This is a genomic window from Streptomyces sp. NPDC087859, from assembly GCF_044742595.1.
In the GTDB taxonomy this organism is placed as follows: domain Bacteria; phylum Actinomycetota; class Actinomycetes; order Streptomycetales; family Streptomycetaceae; genus Streptomyces; species Streptomyces canus_F.
The window spans coordinates 532,000-548,514 of sequence record NZ_JBIUUU010000004.1; the positions used below are offsets into that span (position 1 = coordinate 532,000).

Below are 16,515 nucleotides of genomic sequence, written 5' to 3' on the forward strand. Positions count from 1 at the left end.
GCTCAGCCGACCCGCTGCCTGGTCCGCTGCTTCGGCCGACGGGCCTGCACTTCTTCCGCCTCCGCCAGGAACGATTCCGCGCTGGCGACCACCTCGGGCCCCGGCAGGGTCTTGAACACCCACGACCGGTAGGACCAGAAGCGGAAGAGGGTGGCGATGCCGATGCCGACGAACTTGAAGATGTTGCTCTGCAGCGGGCTGTCCCAGCCGAATCCGTACGTCGCCGCGTAGAGCACGCCGTTCTCGATCACCAGACCGACCGCGCTGAACAGCAGGAAGAGGGTCAGCTCCTTGGTGCGGCCGCTCTTGTCGCGCTCCCGGTAGGTGAAATACCGGAAGCCGATGTAGTTCGAGATGATCGCGACGACCGTGGCGACCACACTGGCGCGCACCACCGGGAGGTCGGTCGTGTGCCGCACCAGGTTGAAGACGAGAAGGTTGACGAGCAGACCCGCTCCGCCCACGGCGCCGAACTTGGCGGCCTCGCGCACGAGCCGGTCGACGCGTTGTCGTACCGCGCTCGGAGGCGCCGCATGAAGCGCCGAGGAACCACGTCCCATGGTCGTGCCTGCCCCGTCCGTCCGGTTTCGTCAACCAAGCCATGCTAACCACCCCCCTGTGCAAACGCTTGTGGACGAGCTCACAGATTGAGAACAGGACGTGAAGACGGGTGCGTGTTTCGGGCCAGATCGGCGGAAATCGCGTGCACCAGGGACGGAATCCGGCCGCCCCGATATGGCCGATACCCTAGGAGCGTGACGTTCCCGGTAGTCGGCATGGTCGGCGGAGGCCAGCTCGCTCGTATGACACACGAGGCAGGCATCCCGCTCGGCATCAGGTTCAAGCTCCTCAGTGACACCCCTCAGGATTCCGCGGCGCAGGTCGTCGGCGATGTCGTCATCGGCGACTATCGCGACCTCGACACGCTGCGTGACTTCGCGAGGGGCTGCGATGTGATCACCTTCGATCACGAACACGTACCCACCGAGCACCTCCGGGCGCTGGAGGCGGACGGCATCCCCGTGCGCCCCGGGCCCGACGCGCTCGTGCACGCCCAGGACAAGGGCGTCATGCGAGCCAGGCTCGACGCGATCGGGGTGCCGTGTCCACGGCACCGGATCGTGAGCGACCCGGCGGACGTGGCCGCCTTCGCGGCGGAGGGGGACGGCTTCCCGGTCGTCCTCAAGACCGTCCGCGGCGGCTACGACGGCAAGGGCGTGTGGGTCGTCGACAGCGTCGAGGAGGCCGCCGACCCCTTCCGGGCCGGTGTCCCGGTCCTCGCGGAGGAGAAGGTCGACTTCGCCCGTGAGCTCGCCGCCAACGTCGTACGGTCGCCGCACGGCCAGGCCGTCGCCTACCCGGTGGTGGAATCCCAGCAGGTCAACGGCGTGTGCGACACCGTGATCGCCCCGGCGCCCGACCTGGACCCGGCCCTCGCGCTCAAGGCCGAGGAGATGGCGCTGAGCATCGCCAAGGAACTGGACGTCGTCGGCCACCTCGCCGTCGAGCTGTTCCAGACCCGCGACGGCCGCATCCTGGTGAACGAGCTGGCGATGCGCCCGCACAACTCCGGCCACTGGACCCAGGACGGCGCGATCACCTCCCAGTTCGCCAACCACGTCCGGGCCGTCCTCGACCTGCCCCTCGGCGACCCGCGCCCCCGCGCGAAGTGGACGGTCATGGCGAACGTCCTCGGCGGCGACTACCCGGACATGTACTCCGCGTACCTGCACTGCATGGCCCGCGACCCCCAGCTGAAGATCCACATGTACGGCAAGGACGTGAAGCCCGGACGCAAGGTCGGCCACGTCAACACCTACGGCGACGACCTCGACGACGTGCTGGAGCGCGCCCGTCACGCAGCCGGCTACCTGAGAGGCACGATCACCGAATGAGCCCCGTTGTAGGCATCGTCATGGGGTCGGACTCCGACTGGCCCGTCATGGAGGCCGCCGCCCAGGCACTCGACGAGTTCGAGATCGAGTACGAGGTCGACGTCGTCTCCGCCCACCGCATGCCCCGCGAGATGATCGCGTACGGCGAGGAGGCGGACGGACGGGGCATCAAGGTGATCATCGCGGGCGCCGGCGGCGCGGCCCACCTGCCGGGCATGCTCGCCTCCGTCACCCCGCTGCCGGTCATCGGTGTGCCGGTCCCGCTGAAGTACCTGGACGGCATGGACTCGCTGCTGTCGATCGTGCAAATGCCGGCCGGGGTGCCCGTCGCGACCGTCTCCGTGGCCGGCGCCCGCAACGCGGGCCTCCTCGCGGCCCGGATCCTCGCCGCCCACGACCCAGAGCTCCTCGGCCGGATGAAGGAGTTCCAGCAGGAGCTGGGCGAGCAGGCCGCCGAGAAGGGCAAGCGGCTGCGCGCCAAGGTCGAGGGGCCGGGCAACGGCTTCGGTTTCGGGAAGTGACGGCTGTGAGCTCCGTGGAGACCGCCCGGGCACTGCTGCGGGAGTTCCCCGTCGTCGACGGCCACAACGACCTGCCCTGGGCACTGCGCGAACAGGTCCGCTACGACCTCGACGCCCGGGACATCGCCACCGACCAGAGCGCCCATCTGCACACCGACCTCGCCCGGCTGCGGGCCGGTGGCGTGGGCGCGCAGTACTGGTCGGTGTACGTCCGCTCGGACCTGCCGGACGCGGTGCCGGCGACGCTGGAACAGATCGACTGCGTACGGCAGTTGATCGACCGGCACCCGGCCGACCTGCGGGCCGCGCTGAGCGCGGCGGACATGGAGGCGGCGCGGGCGGAGGGCCGTATCGCGTCGCTGATGGGGGCCGAGGGCGGCCACTCCATCGCCAACTCCCTTGCCACGCTACGCGCGTTGTACGCCCTCGGCGTCCGCTACATGACCCTCACCCACAACGACAACAACGACTGGGCGGACTCGGCGACGGACGCGCCGCGCGTCGGCGGGCTGTCGGCCTTCGGCCGTGCGGTGGTGCGCGAGATGAACCGCGAGGGCATGCTCGTCGACCTGTCGCATGTGGCGGCCACGACGATGAGGGACGCGCTCGACTCCACGCTCGCGCCGGTGATCTTCTCCCACTCGTCGTCGCGGGCGGTGTGCGACCACCCGCGCAACATCCCGGACGACGTCCTGGAACGCCTCCCCGCCAACGGCGGCATGGCGATGGTGACGTTCGTGCCGAAGTTCGTGCTCCAGGCCGCGGTGGACTGGACGGCCGCGGCCGACGAGAACATGCGCGCCCACGGCTTCCACCATCTGGCCACGACTCCGGACGCGATGAAGGTCCACCGCGCCTTCGAGGAGCAGCGCCCGCGCCCCGTCGCCACGGTCTCCACGGTCGCCGACCACCTCGACCACATGCGCGAGGTGGCGGGCATCGACCACCTCGGCATCGGCGGCGACTACGACGGCACGGCCTTCACCCCCGACGGCCTGGACGACGTCTCCGGCTACCCGAACCTCGTGGCCGAGCTCCTGGACCGCGGCTGGTCCAGGTCCGACCTGGCCAAGCTCACCTGGCAGAACGCGGTCCGGGTGCTCGGGGCCGCCGAGGACGTGGCCCGGGACCTTCAGGTGACGCGCTCGCCGTCGAACGCGACGATCGAGTCGCTGGACGGCTGAGCGGGCTCTTCGGAGAGTTCGTCGAGGGCGGGGTAGTCGGTGTATCCGGCCGCCCCGCCCACGTACATCAGGTAGCGGTCCCGAACGGGGTTGAGCGGCGCGCCCGTTCGCAGCCGCGCCACCAGGTCGGGGTTGGCGAGGAACGGGCGTCCGAGGGCGACGAGATCGGCTCCGGCGGCGAGGGCGCGCTCGGCGCCGTCACGTACTTCGCCGGCGGAGAAGTCCTTCAGCACCGGGTTCGCGATCAGCGTTCCCGGCCACTGCGCGCGGATCCGCCGGAACAGGCGGGAGTCCGGGTCGGCGTACACGATGTGCAGATAGGCGAGTCCGAGAGTGCCGAGCCTCTCGACGAGCGGCGGATAGATCTCCTCCGCGTCGCCCTCCTCGATGCCGTTCACGGTGACTCCGGGGGAGATGCGTACGCCCACCCGCTCGGGACCGATCGCGGCGGCGACGGCCTCGACGACCTCCGCCGTGAAGCGGGTCCGCTCGGTGCCGTAGGCGTCCGTGCGCCGGTTCGTGTTGGCGGACAGGAACTGGTGCAGGAGATGGCCGTTGGCGGAGTGCACCTCGACGCCCTCGAATCCGGCCTCGATCGCGTTGCGCGCGGCCGAGGCGAAGTCGGCGGCGGTGGAGCGGATGTCGTCGGTGGTCATCTCCCGCGGTGTCACGGCCTGTTGGTGCCCCTCGGGCGTGAAGATCGTCTCCGGGAGCGGGACGGGAGAGGGCGCGACCGGGGTGTGCCCGCTGGTGGCCGGGTGGCCCACCCGGCCGCCGTGCTGGAGCTGGAGGAACATCCGGCCGCCCGCCCTCCGTACGGCTTCCGTGACCTGCCGCCACCCCGTCACATGCCGCGGGGCGTGGATCGCGGTGATGTTCGGATACGTCTGCCCGACCGCGTTCGGTGTCGCGGCCTCGGCGATGATCAGGCCGGCGGAGGCGCGCTGGGCGTAGTAGGTGACCATGAGGGGGGAGGGTGTGCCGTCGTCCTCGGCCCTGTTGCGGGTCATCGGGGCCATCACCAGACGGTTGGGGAGGGCCAGGGAGCCGAGGCGGGCCGGTGCGAGGAAGTCCGTTGTCTGCGTCATGACCGCACGGTAGAACTTGACACTGATGTCAGTTTCAAGCCCGGGGGTGGCTGCTCATGCGGATCGGTCAGCTGGCCCGGCGGACCAATGTCAGCGAGCGGTCCCTGCGGTACTACGAGGCTCAGGGGCTGTTGCGCGCCGACCGGACCCCCGGCGGGCACCGTGACTACCCGGAGGCGGCCGTCGACCGGGTCGTCCGGATCCAGGAGCTGTTCGCGGCCGGACTGCACAGCAGCCGGATCGCCCAGTTGCTGCCCTGTATGCGGGACGCCGACGGCGGCCCCTCCGCCGTCGCCACACCGCGGCTCGTCGCCGACCTCACCGCGGAGCGCGACCGCATCGACCGGATGATCGCCGACCTGGTCCGGTCCCGGGACACCCTGGACGAGGTGATCGACGCGGCGCGGGGTCGCTGAACCGGAGTACCCCCGAACGCCCCGCCCACCAGGAAGCCTTCCGCCCCCCGTGCGACGGTGACCGTACTGCTGATGCCGCCGATCACGACGTACGGAGCCCGCCATGGCAGACCTCCAGGACGAACTGCACACCACCAGCGAGGTCGCCGGGCTCGACGACCTGCCCGACCCGTTCGTCGAGCCGGAGCCCTACACGCCGGTCTCCGATCCGGACACCGAGCCCCTGGAGCGGGCGCACGCCATCCTCGCCGCGCATCCCGTCGCCGACGGGTACAGCGGACTGCCGTGGGCGCTGCGGCATCTGCCGTGGTTCGACCTGGAGCTCGGCGAGAGTTCCGTCGACACCGATGTGCCGCGGCTGCGGGAAGGGCATGTCGGCGCGCTGTTCTGGTCGCTGCACCTGCCCGAGAGCATCGGCGGCGACCGGGCCGTCGGGGCGACGCTGGAGCAGCTGGACCTGGTGAAGACCGTCGTCAGCGCCCATCCGGAGGGGCTACGGCTCGCCCGTACCGCCGGGGAGACCGCCGATGTACGGCACTGCGGCCGGGTCGCCGTGCTGCTCGGGCCCGCCGGTGCCGCCGCGCTCGGCGACTCGCTCGGCATCCTGCGCTCGCTGCACGCCCTCGGCCTGCGCGTGCTCACCCTGTCCGGCGTGACCTGGGCGAGCGAGGCGGGGCTGACCCGGTTCGGCGAGGAGGTGCTGCGCGAGATGAACCGGCTCGGTGTCCTCGCCGATCTCTCGGGCGCCTCCGCCGACACCGCCCGCCGCGCCCTCGCCGTCTCCAAGGCGCCGGTGGTGTGCACCCGCTCCGCCGCCCGCGCCCTGCGCCCCCACCCGGCGAACCTCCCCGACGACCTGCTCACCGAGCTGGGAGCCGCCAAGGGGCTGTGCATGGTGCCGCTCACCGCCGAGCAGACCGGCCCGTCCGTGCGGGACGTCGCCGACCACCTCGACCACGTCCGCTCCCTCGCGGGCGCCGAGTGCGTGGGCCTGTCCGGCACCTACGACGCCGGCACCGCCCATCCGCAGGACCTCACCGACGCCTCCTGCTACCCGCATCTGATCGCCGAGCTCCTGCGCCGCGACTGGTCCGAGTCCGACATCGCCCTGCTGGCCTGGGGCAACGTCCAGCGTGTACTGCGCGGCTCCGACTTCGCGGCCCGCGCGGCCCAGGAGCGCCGCGAGCCGTCGACGGCGAAGATCTCCGACCTGGACGGCTAGCGGCATACCGATCGAGGGGGACGATCCGGCGCCGTCCTCGTAGGGCTCGGCGGCGCCCCACCGGTCACGCGTGCTCGATCCGGCAGAGGCAGAACGGATGCCCCGCCGGATCGGCGTACACCCGGAAGTCCTCCTTGTCCTCCGCGCGCAGCAGACGCGCGCCCAGGGCCAGTACCTCCTGTTCCGCCGCGTCGATCTCCTCCCAGGTCGACCCGGCGTCGAGGTCGAGGTGGAACTGCTGCCCGTTGCGGTCCGCCCGCGGCCACTCGGGCGGGGTGAACCCGGTCGCCTGTTGGAAGGCGAGCCGTGGCGCGCCGGGGGTCTCCAGGACGACCCAGTCCGCCTCCTCCACGCGGGGGGTTCCGCCCACGATCGCCGCGTAGAACTGGGCGAGCGCGAGCGGGTCGGGGCAGTCGATCACGACGGAACGGAAACGAGCCACAGTCACGGCGGACCCTCCAGGTCTCAGCAGGCGCACAGACAGAACGGGTGCCCCGCCGGATCCGCGTACACACGCCAGGAGCGGGAGCGGTCGGCGGTGTCCAGCGGCCGCGCGCCGAGGGCCAGCACGCCCTTCTCGGCCGCGTCCAGGTCGTCGACGGTCAGGTCCAGGTGGAACTGCTGTGAGTTGTGGTCCGCGCGCGGCCACTCGGGCGGTACGAACCCGGATGCGGCCTGGAAGGCCAGCGACTGTCCGCCGGGCACCTTCAGGTCCACCCAGTCGCCGTCGCCCTCGACGGTGCCGCCCAGTACCTCGGCGTAGAAACCGGCCAGCGCACGGGGGTCCGGACAGTCCAGGACGACGACGCCCAGTGTGGCGAGAGCCATGACTTCCTCCTCGGAGCGGGGTTACCTCCATAGCCGGGTAACCGGTAACGGTTACTGCATGCTGCCGCATAGGAGGTAACGTCGCAAGCATGAGTGAACGATCGGCCGCGCCGGGGGGCCTGGCTCTGGTGGAGTCCCTGGTCAACACCCTCGACCTCGAGTCGGGCGCCGACGCGCTCGACACGGCGGACGGCCGGACGCGCTTCGGACTCACGGAGGAAGAGGCCGCAGGCGCCCGTGAGCTGCGCGAAGCACTGCGCGCGGCCCTGCTCGCGCACGCCGGCCACCCGGCGCACCGCGCGGTGACCCCGCTCGGCGAGCTGCTGGCGGCGGCGCCGCTGGTCGTGACGGTCGACGCGGGCGACGGCTCGGCCGCGCTCGCGCCCGCCGACGGGACGCCGCTGCTCTTCCGGGTCGCGGCGGCCGTGGCCGAGGCCCTGGTCGCGGGGACCTGGCTGCGGCTGAAGGCATGCGAGGCGGCCGACTGCCACTGGGCCTACTACGACCGCAGTCCCGCGGGCCGGGGCCGCTGGTGCTCGATGCAGGTGTGCGGGGCACGCGCGAAGATGCGGCGCTACCGGGCGAGGTAGCGCCGCACGGTCAGTCCTCGCCGCGGGACGCGGCCGCGCGGGAGCCGACCAGGAGCAGACAGAGGACGGCCACCCCGGCGACGAGTCCGGTCAGGAGCAGCAGGGGTCGCAGGGGGCGGGCCGCGGCCACGGGTTCGGTCTGCGGGGCCGCCGCAGCGACAGGGGGCGAGGTGCTCGGCGACTGCGACGGTGAGGCCGGCGCGGAGGGCTTCGGGGACGTGCCGGCGGCCCGGTGCGTGGTCGGGGCCGTCCGGGTCGGCATCGGCATGGCCTCGTGCGAGGTGCCGGTCCCGTGCTGGTGGGTGGGGGCGGGCGTCGGCTTCGGGGTGGGCTTCGGTGCCGCCAGCACCGTGATCCGCGCCGTCATGTCCGGGTGCACGGTGCAGTATTGACTTGTAGCCGTACGAACCGGCCGCGGTGAACGTGTAGGTCCAGCTCTGCCCCTTGCTCAGCATCGGGGAGCGGATCGCTACCGGACCGGACGTGGTCTTCACGTCGTGCGGTGGCGTGTCCCCGCTGGTCCAGGTCACTGTGTCGCCGACGTGCACGGTGCGGGACGCGGGCGCGAAGGCGTACCCCTGCATGGCCACCCGGTACGAGGCCGCCGAGGCCTGCCCCGGTGCCAGGAACGTGAGGGCGAGGAGGGCGAGTACGGCGCCGAGCGCCGCCCGCCTGGCCGCCCTTACGCGGACTCCGTGGCGCACGCGAACTCCGCCGCGATCAGCAGCCGCAGCAGCACCGGGAAGGCGACATTGCGCAGTTCGAGGTCGCCGGTGACCTGGAGGTGCCGGCTGCCGTCGAGCGGCCCGACGTGCGCGCCGGTGAGGACGGCACACGGGTCGAGCAGTTCGAAGCGGAAGGAGGGCCGGGCGTCCGGGTCGTCGTCCGGCATGGTGAGCGAGGCGGCGGCGAGGGTGGGGTGAGGCGGCGGCGGAAGGTGGGCAACGGGCCGTACCGGCAGGCGAGTTCGACGAGCGAGCGGCCGGGTGCGACGGCGTACCGCCCGGCCCGGGGGTGGTGCCGCTGCTCGGAGGGCGGCGTGACGGTTCTCATCCGGGGGCTCCTTGAAAGCGGTTCCCGTGGGGAGGCGGGGGCGTGGAGAATGGGGAGCGGCGCCGGTCCGGCCGACTGAGCCTCGGCCGGACCGGCGTTCGTCCCCGGGAAGGGAAACGGGCTAGACCGCCTTTGTTCCGGCGGGAATTCCGGCATATGCGGCCGCGCGAAGGGCCTGCCGCCCAGTGCTGGAGGGGCCCCACAGGCCCAGGCAAGACGAAGCGGGCCACCGCTTTCATGTACGGGGACCCGCTCGCCGAGTATTTCTTTGCCGCGTTATTGCATAATTCCGAATTCCGTCACCGTGCAGGATCAGGCCGTCGGCCGGCCCATTGCCCGGAACGACCATCCGGCCTTGCGCCATACCTCCGGGTCGAGCGCGTTCCGCCCGTCGAGGATCAGCCGGGTCGCGGCGACCTCGCCCAGCGCCGCCGGGTCCAGCTCACGGAACTCCCGCCACTCCGTCAGATGCAGCACGACGTCGGCACCCCGGACGGCCTCGACGGCGGAGTCGGCGTACCCGAGCGTCGGGAAGACCTGACGGGCGTTCGCCATGCCCTTCGGGTCGTACACCGTCACCTGGCCGCCCTGGAGGTGGATCTGGCCGGCGACGTTCAGCGCGGGCGAGTCCCGGACGTCGTCCGAGTCGGGCTTGAAGCTGGCGCCGAGCACCGCGACCCGCTTGCCGAGGAACGACCCGCCCCCCAGCGCCTCCCTCGCCAGCTCCACCATCTGCCCGCGCTGGCGCATGTTGATCGAGTCGATCTCGCGCAGGAACGACAGCGCCTGGTCCGCGCCGAGCTCCCCGGCGCGCGCCAGGAAGGCCCGGATGTCCTTGGGCAGACAGCCGCCGCCGAAGCCGATGCCGGCCCGCAGGAACTTCCTGCCGATCCGGTCGTCGTACCCGATGGCCTCGGCCAGCTTGACGACATCGCCGCCCGCGGCCTCGCACACCTCCGCCATCGCGTTGATGAAGGAGATCTTCGTGGCGAGGAAGGAGTTCGCCGAGGTCTTCACCAGCTCGGCGGTCGGGAAGTCGGTGACGACGAACGGCGTCCCCTCGCCGACCGGCGTCGCGTACACCTCGCGCAGCAGCTTCTCGGCCCGCTCGCTGCGCACCCCGACCACGATCCGGTCGGGGTGCAGGGTGTCGCCGACGGCGAAGCCCTCGCGCAGGAACTCCGGGTTCCAGGCCAGCTCGGCGTCCGCACCGGCGGGCGCGTGCTCGGCGAGGTACGTGGCGAGCCGGTCCGCGGAGCCGACCGGAACGGTGGACTTGCCGACGACGAGGGCCGGACCGGCGAGGTGAGGCGCGAGAGAGGCGATCGCGGAGTCGACGTAGGACATGTCGCACGCGTACTCGCCGTGCCGCTGCGGAGTGTTCACGCAGACGAAGTGGACGTCACCGAACGCGCCGACCTCGGCGAAGTCCATGGTGAAGCGGAGCCGCCCGGTGGAGCCCTCGATCCCGGCGACGTGCTTGCGCAGCAGGTCCTCCAGGCCGGGCTCGTACATGGGGACCTCGCCGCGCTGGAGCATGGCGATCTTCTCGGGTACGACATCGAGCCCCAGCACCTCGAAGCCGAGCTCGGCCATGGCCGCGGCGTGCGTGGCGCCGAGATAGCCGGTGCCGATCACGGTGATCTTGAGGCTCATGGGTGCTCCAGAGAGGGACGTCGTTCGGTGCGCTGCCCGATCCTAGTAGGGGCGTGACCGGGCCCTTCGGCGGGCAGCTTTCCCTCTGTCGCCAAGCTCACGTATCACTCCAGTGAGCAGGCCCCTAAAATTTGAGTTACTTAACGGTAATTAGCGTCGGCACCGCAGCGCATTTGGAGCGTGAGACACCTTGGCCGGATCGGCTGACTTCGACCTGTACCGCCCGTCCGAGGAGCACGACATGCTCCGCGACGCCATCCGCTCGCTGGCCGAGGCGAAGATCGCGCCGTACGCCGCCGCGGTGGACGAGGAGGCCCGCTTCCCGCGGGAGGCCCTCGACGCTCTGGTCGCGAGCGACCTGCACGCGGTACACGTGCCCGAGGAGTACGGCGGCGCGGGCGCGGACGCGCTGGCCACGGTGATCGTGATCGAGGAGGTCGCGCGCGTCTGCGTCTCCTCCTCCCTGATCCCAGCGGTCAACAAGCTGGGCTCCCTGCCCGTCATCCTCTCCGGCTCCGAGGAGCTGAAGAAGAAGTACCTGGGCCCGCTCGCCAAGGGCGACGGCATGTTCTCGTACGCGCTCTCGGAGCCCGACGCCGGCTCCGACGCGGCCGGCATGAAGACCAAGGCGGTCCGCGACGGCGACCACTGGATCCTCAACGGCGTGAAGCGCTGGATCACCAACGCGGGCGAGTCCGAGTACTACACGGTGATGGCCGTGACGGACCCGACGAAGCGCTCGAAGGGCATCTCCGCGTTCGTCGTCGAGAAGTCCGACGAGGGCGTCTCCTTCGGCGCCCCCGAGAAGAAGCTCGGCATCAAGGGCTCCCCGACCCGCGAGGTCTACCTCGACAACGTCCGCATCCCCGCCGACCGCATGATCGGCGAGGAGGGCACCGGCTTCGCCACGGCGATGAAGACCCTGGACCACACCCGCATCACGATCGCGGCGCAGGCCCTCGGTGTCGCCCAGGGCGCCCTCGACTACGCCAAGGGCTATGTCCAGGAGCGCAAGCAGTTCGGCAAGGCCATCGCCGAGTTCCAGGGCATCCAGTTCATGCTCGCCGACATGGCCATGAAGATCGCCGCCGCCCGCGCCCTCACCTACCAGGCCGCGGCCGCCTCCGAGCGCGGCGACTCCGACCTCACCTTCCAGGGCGCGGCGGCCAAGTGCTTCGCCTCGGACGTGGCGATGGAGGTCACCACGGACGCGGTGCAGCTGCTGGGCGGGTACGGCTACACCCGCGACTACCCGGTGGAGCGCATGATGCGCGACGCCAAGATCACGCAGATCTACGAGGGCACGAACCAGGTCCAGCGGATCGTGATGGCCCGCAACCTGCCGTAAGGACGGAGAGGCACGAAGGGGCGCTCGGCATCCGGGCGCCCCTCGCTGTTTCCACGGAGGCGGACCTCAGTCCTCGAACCCCTCCGCCGCCCGCTTCTCCCGCAGCTCCATGATCGCGCGGCGCCGGGCCAGCCGGTGTGTGCGGCGGATCTGGGCCTCCTGGTAGCGGCGCTTGTCGCGCTCGGTCTCCGGGAGGACGGGCGGCACCATGCGGGGCTTGCCGTCGGCGTCGACCGCGGCGAAGACGAGGTAGGCGGAGCCGACCTGGGTGGCCGGGTCGGACTCGTTCCACCGCTCGGCCAGGACCCGCACCCCGACCTCCATCGAGGTCCGGCCGGTCCAGTTGACCTGGGCCTTCACATGGACGAGGTCACCGACGCGGACCGGCTCCAGGAAGGCCATCTCGTCCATGGAGGCGGTCACGGCGGGCCCGCCGGAGTGCCGTCCGGCCACCGCGCCCGCCGCGTCGTCGACCAGCTTCATGATCACGCCGCCGTGCACCGTCCCCAGAAGGTTGGTGTCGTTGTGGGTCATGATGTGGCTGAGCGTGGTGCGGGACGCGGAAGTGGGCTTGCCCGGAATGTCGGACTCCGCTGAGGGGGCCTGGTCTGTCATGGCCTCCACCTTATGCCGAGGCCGCCACAGCGGACTTTGTGTTGGGTTCGCAACAGCAGTGCCCTGATTTTCCTACGACCCTTGTAAAGGACACAGTCGTTCCCTGCACACTGGGCCCCATGAACGATTGGCCCGAGGCATGGTCCGACGAGAACCGCGGCAACCGGTACGGACGCGGCAGCGCGAGCGCACAGCCCGAAGGCGCGCGCGCCATGCGGCAGGTCCGCCGGCCCGCCTCGGGCGCGTACGGGGGCGGCCCCGGCCAGTCCGCGCCGCCGCACGCGGGCGGGGTGCCGCAGCAGCCGGCGTACGGGGGTGGCAGTTACGGCGACGGCACCGCTGCCGACGGCTACGACAGCGGCTACAACACCGGCCAGGTCTACGGCGGCGGCGGACCGGGCGGTCCCGGCGACGGTACGCGTGAGCGGCCCGCGCCGAACTGGCGCCGCCGGATCAAGTGGACGGCGATCACCGTCGTGACCGTCCTGGTCGTGACGACGATCGGTACCTACTTCTGGGCCGACTCCAAGCTCAACCGCGAGGTCGACCTCTCCAAGGTCATCGACAGACCGGACGCGGGCGAGGGCACGAACTACCTGATCGTCGGTTCCGACAGCCGTGCCGGCATGTCCGCCGAGGAGAAGAAGAAGCTGCACACCGGGTCCGCCGAGGGCAAGCGCACGGACTCGATGATGATCCTGCACACCGGCAGCAACGGCGACACGCTGATCTCCCTGCCGCGTGACTCGGACGTGGAGATCCCGACGTTCAAGGGCTCCGAGTCCGGCAAGACGTACCAGGGCACCGGCCGCCACACGAAGCTCAACGCGGCGTACGCCGAGGACGGGCCCGAGCTGCTGGTCCGCACGGTCGAGTTCAACACCGGGCTGCGCATCGACCACTACGTCGAGATCGGCTTCGCGGGATTCGCCAACATCGTGGACGCGGTGGGCGGCGTCGAGATCACCATCCCGAAGGGCGGCATGAAGGACACCAAGTCCGGCGCCGACTTCGAGGCGGGCAAGCAGACCCTGAACGGCGAGCAGTCGCTGGCCTTCGTGCGTACGCGGTACGCGCTCGCGGGCTCCGACCTGGACCGCACGAAGAACCAGCAGAAGTTCCTCGCCGCCCTCGCCAACCAGGTCGCCACCCCGGGCACGGTCCTGAACCCCTTCAAGCTCTACCCGACCATGGGCGCCGGCCTCGACTCGCTCATCGTCGACAAGGACATGGGCCTCTTCGACCTGGGCGACATGTTCTGGGCCATGAAGAGCGTCAACAGCGGCGACGGCAAGTCCATGAACATGCCGATCTCCGGTTCCTCCAACGGCAACCTCGTCTGGGACAAGGCGAAGGTGAAGACGCTCGTGGAGCAGCTGAAGAACGACGAGACGGTCACGGTCTCGGGCAACTGAGCCGCCGCGACCTCGCCGGCGCGTTCGTCACGCCGCTCACGTGAAGTCCGCGTAGGCGAGGTGCCGGTCGCAGTGGAGGCAGGCGAAGAGGTACGCCGTGGGCTGCCGGTCGGCGTCCAGGGCTTCGCAGAACTCCGCACCGAACTCCGCCAGGAGGTCGGCCAGGGCATCCGGGTGCCGCCGTACGTCCGCGGCGCCCGCCCGCCCCAGGAACGCCGCCGCGTCCCCGCAGTGCGTCAGCCACCGCTCCTGCTGCCAGCCGCGGAAGCCGGGGGTGCGCCGATCGACCTCGAGGCGGACCTCCATCGGCACCCGCCCCTCGGTCTCCGTGAACTGCGCCTCGTACCGCTCGGCGGCGCTGCCGTCCGCGAGGCACCACGGGCACAGGGCCCCGGGATCGGCGACGGCGTACACCGGACCGTCGTACACGAACCCGCGGCGCTGCCCGCAGCAGTCGCACGACGCGTCGGACGGCACCACCGAGCCGGTGGCGAGCGGGTCGGGGTGGTAGCGGAACACGGGCAGGGCGGCCATGGGAGCAGCCTGCCGCACAAAGGATCAGGGGCACCCCGCAGGGTGCCCCTGGAACGGCCTCAGGCCCGCCTCACATCGTGGCGCCCGCCATCGTCCGGCACATCTCCGCGCAGCGACGACACGCCTCGGCGCAGCGCATCATCTGTTCGTCGTCCGGCATGGCCATACACGCCTCGGCGCACATCTCACAGGCCTTGGCGCACATCGCGCACATCTCCGTCGACATCGGCGAGCGGCGCATCATCATGTCCGCGCACATGCGGGTCGTCTCGGCGCAGTCCATGAGCGCGCGCATGATCTGCATCTGGGCCTGGCCGCCCATCTGCATGCAGGAGCTCATGGTCTCCTCGCACATGCTGTGGCAGGACATGCAGGCCTCGACGCAGTCCTGCATCGCCTTGCTCATCGTGGTCATTCCGGGCTGGGTCATGGCTCCTCCTGGGGGATGCGGGGGCCCGGGCCGGGCCCCGTCGCCCTTCCGTCCTACGCCCGGACGGCGTCGGGCGCCATCGGGCGGACGGCAACAATCCGGAACGTAAGCGACGTAATCGTGCGGACCTTGCCATTTCCGCAGGAAGGGCCATCGGGATGACGGGATGCCCTAGAGGCACCCCACCTCGTCCCCCGTGACCACCCCGAACTCCCCCTGGTACGGATCCTCCGCCCGCACCTTGCGCACCTTCTGGAAGTCCGCCCCGGCGACCACCTTCAGCACCGGTCCCTGTCCCTTCACCGCCCGCAGTTCGCTGCCCGGCAGGGCCGCCGCGAGGGACTTCGCGGAGCGGTCCCAGCGAGGGTCGTAGGCGACGACCGTGCGCTTGACGGTCCGGTTCGCGGAGGTCACCGGCTGGCGGGTGGTGCGGAAGCCGGTCGCGGCGAGCTGGGAGTCGACGCGCTTGCCGAGACCGGCGGTGGCGGTGCCGTTCTCGACCTGGACACGGATCTGCTGCGGGGCCACCCCCACGCGTACGGCCTTGCTCCTGGGCTTGTGCACGGCCAGGGGCCTGTCGTCGCGCAGCGCCTGGAAGAGGCGGCCGGACTTCTTCGGGTCCCACTTCAGGGTGGAACCGACGCCCTTCACGGCGAATCCCATCTGCCCGATCGGGACCGTGGTGAACTCCGATGAGGAGGGGGAGAAGTTGCGCATCGCCCGCCCGAGGTCCAGCAGTTCGTCCGTGCCGAAGCCCTTGTCGGCGCGTACCGAGCCGAGCACGGCCCGGGTGATGTCCCGGAACTTCATCGGGTTCAGCAGGATCCCGGAGGAGGTGGCCCGGTCGATCAGCGCCGCCATGAACCGCTGCTGGCGCTTCATCCGGCCGAGGTCCGCGGCGCCGTCGATGTGCCGGGAGCGGACGTACTGGAGGGCCTCGCCGCCCATGAGGGTGTGGGTTCCGGCGGGGAGGTCGAGTCCGGTGTACGCGTCCTTCAGCGGGTCGGCGGTACAGATCTCCACGCCGCCGAGCACGTCGACCGTCTTCATGAAGCTGGTGAAGTCGACCTCCAGATAGTGGTCGATCTTCACATGGGTCATGTTCTCGACCGTGCGCACGGTGAGGTTCGGGCCGCCCTCCGCGTACGCCGCGTTGAGCTTGACGGGGTGGCCGTGGTGCGGTTTGCCGGTGGTCCGGTCGGTGTGCGCCGGTGTCATGGCGTACGAGTCGCGTGGCAGGCTCACCACGCTCGCCCGCTCCCGGTCCTCCGAGATGTGCACGATCATGACCGTGTCGGTGCAGTGGCAGGGGGCGCCGCCGAGCCGGTACTTCTGCCGCTCGGCCTCGGTGATCTTGTCCCGGCCGTCGGTGCCGACCAGCAGCACGTTCATGCCGTGGCCGGCTCTGGGCCGGTTCTTCATGTCCTTGAAGGGGTCCACGCGCGCGATGTCCGCGTCCAGGCTGGAGAGGACCGCGTGTCCGATCCCGGCCGAGGCGAGGATCACCACGGAGAGCGTCGTGACCACCCGAGCGGCCCAACGGGGTTTGCGCCGTCGTACGGGCGGCCGTGGTCGGGGCCGGTGCGCGGGGGAGCGGCGGGGCGGCGTGGGCATGGGGGACACCTCCGCGAGGGCCGTACGTGGGATCATCAGCACCGTAGGCCCATACGATCTGCGGCCGCCGGAACCACCTGGGCGGGGCGCATCGGTGTCCCCCGTT

The 16,515-nt window shown here is 70.9% G+C and carries 19 protein-coding genes and 1 pseudogene; 8 read left to right on the top strand and 12 right to left on the bottom strand.

The window, feature by feature from the left end; all coding sequences use genetic code 11:
- Positions 1-2: 2 nt before the first annotated feature.
- A complete protein-coding gene (locus ACIOHP_RS12560; RefSeq protein ID WP_361538011.1) occupies positions 3-560 on the bottom strand; it encodes a GtrA family protein in 558 nt (185 codons plus the stop codon).
- A gap of 195 nt (positions 561-755) precedes the next feature.
- Between ACIOHP_RS12560 and ACIOHP_RS12565 the strand changes: the two genes are divergently transcribed.
- From ACIOHP_RS12565 to ACIOHP_RS12575, 3 genes are read left to right on the top strand one after another with little or no spacing between them, the layout of a single operon-like run.
- Positions 756-1,895, top strand: coding sequence for a 5-(carboxyamino)imidazole ribonucleotide synthase (locus tag ACIOHP_RS12565; protein ID WP_307029788.1), 1,140 nt, complete (start codon positions 756-758; stop codon positions 1,893-1,895).
- Complete coding sequence (purE, locus tag ACIOHP_RS12570; protein WP_401886297.1) at positions 1,892-2,416, top strand: 5-(carboxyamino)imidazole ribonucleotide mutase; 525 nt, start codon at positions 1,892-1,894, stop codon at positions 2,414-2,416. Before ACIOHP_RS12565 ends, purE begins: the two co-directional genes overlap by 4 nt.
- Before the next feature lie 5 nt (positions 2,417-2,421).
- Positions 2,422-3,600 (top strand): dipeptidase, encoded by a 1,179-nt coding sequence (locus ACIOHP_RS12575; RefSeq protein ID WP_401886300.1) that lies wholly within the window; start codon positions 2,422-2,424, stop codon positions 3,598-3,600.
- Here ACIOHP_RS12575 and ACIOHP_RS12580 read toward each other — a convergent pair.
- A complete protein-coding gene (locus ACIOHP_RS12580; RefSeq protein WP_401886302.1) occupies positions 3,549-4,688 on the bottom strand; it encodes an alkene reductase in 1,140 nt (379 codons plus the stop codon). The two genes, ACIOHP_RS12575 and ACIOHP_RS12580, sit on opposite strands and share 52 nt — an antisense overlap.
- Positions 4,689-4,744: 56 nt before the next feature.
- Between ACIOHP_RS12580 and ACIOHP_RS12585 the strand changes: the two genes are divergently transcribed.
- Both ACIOHP_RS12585 and ACIOHP_RS12590 read left to right on the top strand, forming a co-directional pair.
- Entirely contained in the window at positions 4,745-5,104 is a 360-nt protein-coding gene (locus ACIOHP_RS12585) for a MerR family transcriptional regulator (RefSeq protein WP_361538004.1), read from the top strand.
- Positions 5,105-5,207: 103 nt separating this feature from the next.
- Positions 5,208-6,326, top strand: coding sequence for a dipeptidase (locus tag ACIOHP_RS12590; protein ID WP_361538002.1), 1,119 nt, complete (start codon positions 5,208-5,210; stop codon positions 6,324-6,326).
- 64 nt (positions 6,327-6,390) lie between these two features.
- Here the strand turns inward: ACIOHP_RS12590 and ACIOHP_RS12595 are convergent, their stop codons facing one another.
- Positions 6,391-6,774 carry a VOC family protein gene (locus tag ACIOHP_RS12595; protein WP_361538000.1) on the bottom strand — a complete coding sequence of 128 codons (384 nt, stop codon included), beginning with the start codon at positions 6,772-6,774 and terminating at the stop codon, positions 6,391-6,393.
- Positions 6,775-6,791: 17 nt separating this feature from the next.
- The gene (locus tag ACIOHP_RS12600) at positions 6,792-7,154 is read right to left on the bottom strand and encodes a VOC family protein (RefSeq protein WP_401886307.1); all 363 of its coding nucleotides are present in this window, start codon (positions 7,152-7,154) and stop codon (positions 6,792-6,794) included.
- An 89-nt stretch (positions 7,155-7,243) separates the two neighbouring features.
- Between ACIOHP_RS12600 and ACIOHP_RS12605 the strand changes: the two genes are divergently transcribed.
- On the top strand, positions 7,244-7,744 hold the full coding sequence (locus ACIOHP_RS12605) for a CGNR zinc finger domain-containing protein (protein ID WP_401886309.1): 501 nt from the start codon (positions 7,244-7,246) through the stop codon (positions 7,742-7,744).
- Positions 7,745-7,754: 10 nt separating this feature from the next.
- On the opposite strand, the gene ACIOHP_RS12610 is transcribed toward ACIOHP_RS12605, so the two are convergent.
- The 4 genes and pseudogenes from ACIOHP_RS12610 to ACIOHP_RS12625 form a co-directional block, all read right to left on the bottom strand.
- Positions 7,755-8,111, bottom strand: a complete 357-nt coding sequence (locus ACIOHP_RS12610) for a hypothetical protein (RefSeq protein WP_401886419.1) — start codon at positions 8,109-8,111, stop codon at positions 7,755-7,757.
- Positions 8,112-8,178: 67 nt separating this feature from the next.
- Positions 8,179-8,328 (bottom strand): annotated as a pseudogene (locus ACIOHP_RS12615) (copper-binding protein); the annotation flags it as partial.
- A 98-nt stretch (positions 8,329-8,426) separates the two neighbouring features.
- Positions 8,427-8,636 carry a hypothetical protein gene (locus ACIOHP_RS12620; RefSeq protein WP_401886312.1) on the bottom strand — a complete coding sequence of 70 codons (210 nt, stop codon included), beginning with the start codon at positions 8,634-8,636 and terminating at the stop codon, positions 8,427-8,429.
- Positions 8,637-9,109: 473 nt separating this feature from the next.
- Positions 9,110-10,453: a UDP-glucose/GDP-mannose dehydrogenase family protein gene (locus ACIOHP_RS12625; protein WP_361537990.1), complete on the bottom strand. Its 1,344-nt coding sequence runs from the start codon at positions 10,451-10,453 to the stop codon at positions 9,110-9,112.
- 190 nt (positions 10,454-10,643) lie between these two features.
- Between ACIOHP_RS12625 and ACIOHP_RS12630 the strand changes: the two genes are divergently transcribed.
- Complete coding sequence (locus ACIOHP_RS12630; RefSeq protein ID WP_266826168.1) at positions 10,644-11,801, top strand: acyl-CoA dehydrogenase family protein; 1,158 nt, start codon at positions 10,644-10,646, stop codon at positions 11,799-11,801.
- Between the two features lie 66 nt (positions 11,802-11,867).
- On the opposite strand, the gene ACIOHP_RS12635 is transcribed toward ACIOHP_RS12630, so the two are convergent.
- Complete coding sequence (locus tag ACIOHP_RS12635) at positions 11,868-12,416, bottom strand: acyl-CoA thioesterase (protein WP_361485473.1); 549 nt, start codon at positions 12,414-12,416, stop codon at positions 11,868-11,870.
- 119 nt (positions 12,417-12,535) lie between these two features.
- On the opposite strand from ACIOHP_RS12635, the gene ACIOHP_RS12640 reads away from it, so the two are divergent.
- Positions 12,536-13,831: an LCP family protein gene (locus ACIOHP_RS12640; protein ID WP_401886317.1), complete on the top strand. Its 1,296-nt coding sequence runs from the start codon at positions 12,536-12,538 to the stop codon at positions 13,829-13,831.
- Positions 13,832-13,867: 36 nt separating this feature from the next.
- On the opposite strand, the gene ACIOHP_RS12645 is transcribed toward ACIOHP_RS12640, so the two are convergent.
- The 3 genes from ACIOHP_RS12645 to ACIOHP_RS12655 form a co-directional block, all read right to left on the bottom strand.
- A complete protein-coding gene (locus ACIOHP_RS12645; RefSeq protein ID WP_401886320.1) occupies positions 13,868-14,365 on the bottom strand; it encodes a CbrC family protein in 498 nt (165 codons plus the stop codon).
- A gap of 70 nt (positions 14,366-14,435) precedes the next feature.
- Positions 14,436-14,795 carry a four-helix bundle copper-binding protein gene (locus tag ACIOHP_RS12650; protein WP_361537985.1) on the bottom strand — a complete coding sequence of 120 codons (360 nt, stop codon included), beginning with the start codon at positions 14,793-14,795 and terminating at the stop codon, positions 14,436-14,438.
- Between the two features lie 171 nt (positions 14,796-14,966).
- The gene (locus ACIOHP_RS12655; RefSeq protein WP_401886324.1) at positions 14,967-16,409 is read right to left on the bottom strand and encodes an LCP family protein; all 1,443 of its coding nucleotides are present in this window, start codon (positions 16,407-16,409) and stop codon (positions 14,967-14,969) included.
- Between the last annotated feature and the right edge of the window lie 106 nt (positions 16,410-16,515).

Coding starts and splice junctions, on each gene's coding strand:
- ACIOHP_RS12625 (WP_361537990.1), bottom strand. CDS start 10,453: ATGAGCCTCAAGATCACCGTGATCGGCACCGGCTATCTCGGCGCCACG.
- ACIOHP_RS12585 (WP_361538004.1), top strand. CDS start 4,745: ATGCGGATCGGTCAGCTGGCCCGGCGGACCAATGTCAGCGAGCGGTCC.
- ACIOHP_RS12580 (WP_401886302.1), bottom strand. CDS start 4,688: ATGACGCAGACAACGGACTTCCTCGCACCGGCCCGCCTCGGCTCCCTG.
- ACIOHP_RS12645 (WP_401886320.1), bottom strand. CDS start 14,365: ATGGCCGCCCTGCCCGTGTTCCGCTACCACCCCGACCCGCTCGCCACC.
- ACIOHP_RS12560 (WP_361538011.1), bottom strand. CDS start 560: ATGGGACGTGGTTCCTCGGCGCTTCATGCGGCGCCTCCGAGCGCGGTA.
- ACIOHP_RS12600 (WP_401886307.1), bottom strand. CDS start 7,154: ATGGCTCTCGCCACACTGGGCGTCGTCGTCCTGGACTGTCCGGACCCC.
- ACIOHP_RS12655 (WP_401886324.1), bottom strand. CDS start 16,409: ATGCCCACGCCGCCCCGCCGCTCCCCCGCGCACCGGCCCCGACCACGG.
- ACIOHP_RS12620 (WP_401886312.1), bottom strand. CDS start 8,636: ATGCCGGACGACGACCCGGACGCCCGGCCCTCCTTCCGCTTCGAACTG.
- ACIOHP_RS12640 (WP_401886317.1), top strand. CDS start 12,536: ATGAACGATTGGCCCGAGGCATGGTCCGACGAGAACCGCGGCAACCGG.
- ACIOHP_RS12590 (WP_361538002.1), top strand. CDS start 5,208: ATGGCAGACCTCCAGGACGAACTGCACACCACCAGCGAGGTCGCCGGG.
- ACIOHP_RS12635 (WP_361485473.1), bottom strand. CDS start 12,416: ATGACAGACCAGGCCCCCTCAGCGGAGTCCGACATTCCGGGCAAGCCC.
- ACIOHP_RS12650 (WP_361537985.1), bottom strand. CDS start 14,795: ATGACCCAGCCCGGAATGACCACGATGAGCAAGGCGATGCAGGACTGC.
- purE (WP_401886297.1), top strand. CDS start 1,892: ATGAGCCCCGTTGTAGGCATCGTCATGGGGTCGGACTCCGACTGGCCC.
- ACIOHP_RS12610 (WP_401886419.1), bottom strand. CDS start 8,111: ATGACGGCGCGGATCACGGTGCTGGCGGCACCGAAGCCCACCCCGAAG.
- ACIOHP_RS12605 (WP_401886309.1), top strand. CDS start 7,244: ATGAGTGAACGATCGGCCGCGCCGGGGGGCCTGGCTCTGGTGGAGTCC.